A 6,047-nucleotide genomic window follows, 5' to 3' on the forward strand; every position below is an offset into this window, starting at 1 on the left:
CCTCCCCCCACAGCACTTTTGGAGCAGTTCCCCATGCACCCGAACACGCACGTGTACGACTACGTCGTCATCGGCGGCGGCACCGCGGGTTCCGTCATCGCCTCCCGGCTCACCGAGAACCCCGACGTCACCGTCGCCGTCATCGAGGGCGGCCCGAGCGACGTCGGCCGCGACGACGTTCTCACCCTGCGGCGCTGGATGGGCCTGCTCGGCGGTGAACTGGACTACGACTACCCGACCACCGAGCAGCCGCGCGGCAACTCCCACATCCGGCACAGCCGCGCCCGTGTGCTCGGCGGCTGCTCCTCGCACAACACCCTGATCGCGTTCAAGCCGTTGCCCTCCGACTGGGACGAGTGGGAGGCGGCCGGCGCCGAGGGCTGGGGCGCCGTCCCGATGGAGGCGTACTACGCCCGCCTGCTCAACAACATCGTCCCGGTCGACGAGAAGGACCGGAACGCCATCGCCCGCGACTTCGTGGACGCGGCTCAGGAGGCGATCGGCGTGCCGCGCGTGGAGGGCTTCAACCAGAAGCCGTTCACCGAGGGCGTCGGCTTCTTCGACCTCGCCTACCACCCCGAGAACAACAAGCGCTCCAGCGCGTCGGTGGCGTATCTGCACCCGGTGATGGACCAGCGCCCCAACCTGACGATCCTCCTGGAGACCTGGGCCCACAGGCTGGAACTGGAAGGCACCCGCGCGCAGGGCGTGCACGTGCGCACCGAGGACGGCGAGGAGATCCTCGTACGGGCCCGGCAGGAGGTCGTGCTGTGCGCCGGCGCCGTCGACACCCCGCGGCTGCTGCTGCATTCGGGCATCGGCCCCAAGGCGGACCTGGAGAAGCTCGGCATACCGGTCGCGCTCGATCTGCCGGGCGTCGGCGAGAACCTGCTCGACCACCCCGAGTCGGTGATCGTGTGGGAGACGCACGGACCGATCCCGGAGAACTCCGCGATGGACAGCGACGCCGGTCTGTTCGTACGCCGCGACCCTGAGCAGCCGGGTCCGGACCTGATGTTCCACTTCTACCAGATCCCCTTCACGGACAATCCGGAACGACTCGGCTACGAGCGGCCGGAGTTCGGCGTCTCGATGACCCCGAACATCCCCAAGCCGAAGAGCCGCGGCCGTCTCTACCTCACGAGCGCCGACCCCGGCGAGAAGCCCGCGCTCGACTTCCGCTACTTCACCGACGAGGACGACTACGACGGCCGCACCCTCGTCGACGGGATCCGCATCGCCCGCGAGATCGCGAAGACCGAGCCGCTGGCCGGCTGGCTGAAGCGCGAGGTGTGCCCCGGCCCGGACCTCACCGGCGACGAGGAGCTGAGCGCCTACGCGCGCAAGGTCGCCCACACCGTGTACCACCCGGCCGGCACCTGCCGTATGGGCGCCGAGACCGACGAACTCGCCGTGGTCGACCCGCAGTTGAGGATCCGCGGTCTAAACGGGATCCGCATCGCCGACGCGTCCGTCTTCCCCACCATGCCCGCCGTGAACCCGATGATCGGGGTGCTCATGGTCGGGGAGAAGGCCGCGGATCTGCTCGGAGGTAACGCCTGATGGCTCTCACAGTTCCCACCCGTAAGCCGCCCACCGGCGACTCCGCCGACGCCCCCGTCTTCTCGGTCGACGGCCTGTGGAAGGTCTTCGGCCCGAAGGCCGGCCGTATCCCGGCCGACCCTGAGCTGGCCGCGCTGCCGGCCGCCGAGCTGCGCGAACGCACCGGCTGCACGGCCGCCGTCCGTGATGTGGGCTTCGACGTCCGCAAGGGCGAGGTCTTCGTCGTGATGGGCCTGTCCGGTTCCGGCAAGTCCACACTCGTGCGCTGTCTGACCCGGCTGATCGAACCGACCGCGGGCACCATCGCCATCGACGGCGAGGACGTCCGCGCCATGGACAGGACACGGTTGCGCGAGTTGCGGCGCCACCGGGCCGCGATGGTCTTCCAGCACTTCGGCCTGCTGCCGCACCGCACGGTCCTCGACAACGTGGCCTACGGCCTGGAGGTCCAGGGGATCGGCCGGGCCGAACGCCGCGAGCGTGCCGCGGAGTTCGTGGTCAAGGTCGGTCTGGAGGGCATGGAGAAGCGGCGCCCCAGCCAGTTGTCCGGCGGTCAGCGGCAGCGCGTCGGACTCGCCCGCGCGCTCGCCGTCGACCCCGAGGTGCTGCTGTTCGACGAGCCGTTCAGCGCGCTCGACCCGCTGATCCGGCGCGACATGCAGGAGGAGGTGGTCCGGCTGCACCGCGAGGAGGGCCGCACGATGGTCTTCATCACGCACGATCTGAGCGAGGCTCTCAAGCTGGGCGACCGCATCGCCCTGATGCGCGACGGCCGCATCGTGCAGCTGGGCACCCCCGAGGAGATCGTGGGCTCCCCGGCCGACGACTACGTCCGGGAGTTCGTCCGGGACGTACCGCGTGAGCAGGTCATGACCGTCCGCTCGGCCATGCGGACCGCGTCCGCGGAGGAGACGGGGGGCGGTCCGGCGCTGTCGCCGGAGGCCACGGTCTCGGAGGCGATCGAGGCGGTCGCCCGCACGGGTTCCCCGGCCCGCGTCATGGACCGGGGCCGCTGCCTCGGCGTCGTCGACCACGCACGCCTCCTCGGCGTCGTGGCCGGGACGACCCAGGCCGCCACGGACGAGGCGGAGCAGATCGCCGTGACCGGTCCGGACCAGCCCGAGCAGGGCGCCGCGGGCCGGACGAAGCAGAGCGCCACGACCGGCACGGAGCAGAAGACCGCCGCCCCCTCGGACCAGGCCGCCACGGCCGACGCGGAGCAGAACGGGGACACCGCGGCAGACACGGACCAGAACACCGCCGCCCCCTCGGACCGGACCGCCCCGTCGGACCAGGCCGCCGCGCACGGACCGGAGCAGGCCGAGGAGGCGGTGTGATGGCCACGCTCACCACGACCGCTCCCAAGGTCACGCTTCCCGGCCTGCTCAGGCATCGTGCCGCGAGCAAGCTGCTGCTGCTCGCCGCCGTCGCGGCCGTCCTCGTACCGCTTGCCGACGCCCGCTGGGCGAGCGGCAGCTGGCCGCACGCGCTCACCGTCGACTTCTCCAAGCCGCTGGCCTCGGCCAGCAACTGGATCATCGACAACCGCGACAGCCACCCCCTCTTCCTGTACTTCTTCGGCTACATCAGCAACGCCGTCGTCCTGTCCGTCCGCGCCGTCTACCTGGTGCTGCTCGCGGCGGGCTGGGCGGGCGTGACCGTCGCCGCCGCGCTGCTGGCCTGGCGCGCCGCGGGCGTCCGGCTGGCCCTCGGCACGGGGGCCGCGTTCCTCGCCTGCGGTCTGCTCGGCATGTGGGTGCCCACCATGCAGACGCTGGCGCTCATGGTGGTCGCCGTACTCGTCTCGGTGCTGCTCGGGGCGCTGCTGGGCCTTGCCGCGGGCCTGTCCGACCGTACGTTCCGCGCGCTGCGCCCGGTCCTCGACACCATGCAGGTGCTGCCCGCCTTCGCCTACCTCCTGCCCGTCGTCCTGGTCTTCGGCATCGGTGTCCCCGCGGCCGTGCTCGCCACCGTCGTGTACGCGGCCCCGCCGATGGCCCGGCTCACCGCCCTGGGCCTGCGCGGCGCCGACAAGGAGGTCCTGGAGGCGGTCGAGTCGCTCGGCACCACCGCCCGCCAGCGACTGTTCACCGCCCGGCTGCCGCTGGCCCGCAAGGAGCTGCTGCTCGGCCTCAACCAGACGATCATGATGGCGCTGTCCATGGCGGTCATCGCCTCCGTGATCGGCGCGGGCGGTCTCGGTGACCGCGTCTACCAGGCGCTGGCCTCCGTCGACGTGGGCGCCGCGCTCGCCGCGGGCATCCCGATCGTGCTGCTCGCGGTCGTCCTGGACCGGGTCACCGGCGCGGCGGGAGCCGGGGCCGAGCGGCCCGGCGGACGCGCCGGATGGGCCTACGTGGCCGTCGCGGCCGTCGCCGTCGCCCTGGCCGTGCGGCTCGCCGGCCGTCTGGACTGGCCCGACGCATGGACCGTGAAGATCGCCGAGCCGGTGAACCGTGTCGTCGACTGGATGACCGCCCATCTGTACTCGGGCGTCCCCTTCGTCGGCGGCACCGCCGACTGGGCGGCCCACTTCACCACCTGGATCCTGGACCCGGTGCGCACCGGACTGCAGTGGCTGCCCTGGTGGTCGGTCCTGCTCGTCGTCGCCGCGCTGGCCTGGCTGCTCGGTACCTGGCGCACCGCCCTCACCGCCGTCCTTGCGATGGCCGCCACCGGTGTGCTCGGAGTGTGGAAGCCGTCCCTGGACACGCTGTCCCAGGTGCTGGCGGCCGTCGCCGTCACCGTCGTCCTCGGTGTCGCGATCGGGATCGCGGCCGCCCGCAGTGACCGTTTCGAACGGCTGCTGCGCCCGGTCCTGGACGTCTTCCAGACGATGCCGCAGTTCGTGTATCTGATCCCGGTCGTCGCGCTGTTCGGCGTCGGCCGCGCACCCGCCGTCGCGGCGGCGATCGTCTACGCGCTGCCGGCCGTCGTCCGAATCACCGCCCAGGGCCTGCGCCAGGTCGACCCGGCCGCCCTGGAGTCGGCGCGTTCGCTCGGCGCGACCAGCGCCCAGCAACTGCGCCAGATCCAGCTCCCGCTCGCCCGCCCGGCGCTGCTGCTCGCGGTCAACCAGGGCGTGGTCCTGGTCCTCGCCGTCGTCATCATCGGCGGTCTGGTCGGCGGCGGCGCGCTCGGCTACAACGTCGTCTTCGGCCTCGCCCAGGGCGACCTGGCGACCGGTCTGGTGGCCGGCGCGGCCATCGTCTGCCTCGGCCTGATGCTCGACCGGGTGACCCAGCCGACCGAGCGCCGCGCGAAGAAGGGAGTGTGACATGGCTCGTACGCGCACGAAGACGCTGACCGCCGCCCTCGCCGTGCTGGGGCTGACCACCGGCTGCGGTGCCGCCGACATGACCAAGCAGGCCTCGCCGTTCGCGGGGGCCCAGGGCGCGAAAACGGTGACCCTGTCGGTGCAGTCCTGGGTGGGGGCGCAGTCGAACGTGGCCGTGGCCCAGTACATCCTCGAGCACGAGCTCGGCTACCGGGTCGACACCGTCCAGGTCGACGAGATCCCCGCCTGGGACGCCCTCAGCCAGGGCCGGGTCGACGCGATCCTGGAGGACTGGGGCCACCCCGACCAGGAGAAGCGGTACGTCGAGGACAAGAAGACCATCACCCCGGGCGGCGGCCTCGGGGTCACCGGCCACATCGGCTGGTTCGTCCCGACGTACCTCGTCAAGCAGCACCCGGACATCACGGACTGGCACAACCTCAACAAGTACGCGCATCTGTTCCGCACCGCGGAGAGCGGCGGCAAGGGCCAGCTGATGGACGGCTCGCCGTCCTACGTCACCAACGACAAGGCGCTGGTGGACAACCTGAAGCTGGACTACCAGGTGGTGTTCGCCGGTTCGGAGGCCGCGCAGATCACTCAGATGAGGCAGTTCGCGAAGGAGCACAAGCCCTTCCTGACGTACTGGTACGTACCGCAGTGGCTGTTCAAGAAGGTCCCGATGACGGAGGTGAAGCTGCCGCCGTACAAGGAGGGCTGCGACCAGGACGCGGCGAAGGTCGCCTGCGCGTACCCGCACACCCCGCTGCAGAAGTATCTGAACGCGGGCTTCGCGAAGAACGGCGGGAAGGCGGCGGCCTTCCTGAAGAAGTTCAACTGGACCACCGAGGACCAGAACGAGGTCGCGCTGATGATCGCCGACCAGAAGCTGACTCCGGACCAGGCCGCGAAGAAGTGGGTGGAGGGTCACCGGTCCACCTGGCAGAAATGGCTGTCCTGAACCGCCGTAAGGCGCTTCGGAATCGCTTTTCTCGGGACGGCGTCTGCCCATGAGCGACAGCGATGCCGTTTCCCGGGTGAACCTCAAGCAGATCACCCCTCCGATGCCGACCCCACGGCGTGGCAGGACCGCCCGGTCCAAGGGCGACGGCTGACCGCATGCCCGCCCGGGCGCGCGAACCCGAGGGCCGGGGCCTCGCGGCGGCCGTCCGTCGGGTGGGAGGCGTCACGGCTTTGCCGGTGCTTA

The 6,047-nt window shown here is 71.2% G+C and carries 4 protein-coding genes; all 4 read left to right on the forward strand.

Going from position 1 to position 6,047, the window contains the following annotated elements; translation table 11 throughout:
• Positions 1 to 33: 33 nt before the first annotated feature.
• From ACFY2Z_RS06160 to ACFY2Z_RS06175, 4 genes are read left to right on the forward strand one after another with little or no spacing between them, the layout of a single operon-like run.
• Complete coding sequence (locus ACFY2Z_RS06160; RefSeq protein ID WP_390742984.1) at positions 34 to 1,563, forward strand: GMC family oxidoreductase; 1,530 nt, start codon at positions 34 to 36, stop codon at positions 1,561 to 1,563.
• On the forward strand, positions 1,563 to 2,900 hold the full coding sequence (locus tag ACFY2Z_RS06165) for a betaine/proline/choline family ABC transporter ATP-binding protein (protein WP_390742985.1): 1,338 nt from the start codon (positions 1,563 to 1,565) through the stop codon (positions 2,898 to 2,900). The genes ACFY2Z_RS06160 and ACFY2Z_RS06165 overlap by 1 nt, the downstream gene beginning before the upstream one ends.
• Positions 2,900 to 4,840 (forward strand): ABC transporter permease, encoded by a 1,941-nt coding sequence (locus ACFY2Z_RS06170; protein ID WP_390742986.1) that lies wholly within the window; start codon positions 2,900 to 2,902, stop codon positions 4,838 to 4,840. Before ACFY2Z_RS06165 ends, ACFY2Z_RS06170 begins: the two co-directional genes overlap by 1 nt.
• A gap of 1 nt (position 4,841) precedes the next feature.
• Positions 4,842 to 5,801, forward strand: coding sequence for an ABC transporter substrate-binding protein (locus ACFY2Z_RS06175; protein WP_390742987.1), 960 nt, complete (start codon positions 4,842 to 4,844; stop codon positions 5,799 to 5,801).
• Positions 5,802 to 6,047: the final 246 nt, after the last annotated feature.

The sequence above is a fragment of the Streptomyces sp. NPDC001222 genome (genome assembly GCF_042896945.1).
GTDB classification, from domain to species: domain Bacteria; phylum Actinomycetota; class Actinomycetes; order Streptomycetales; family Streptomycetaceae; genus Streptomyces; species Streptomyces gibsoniae.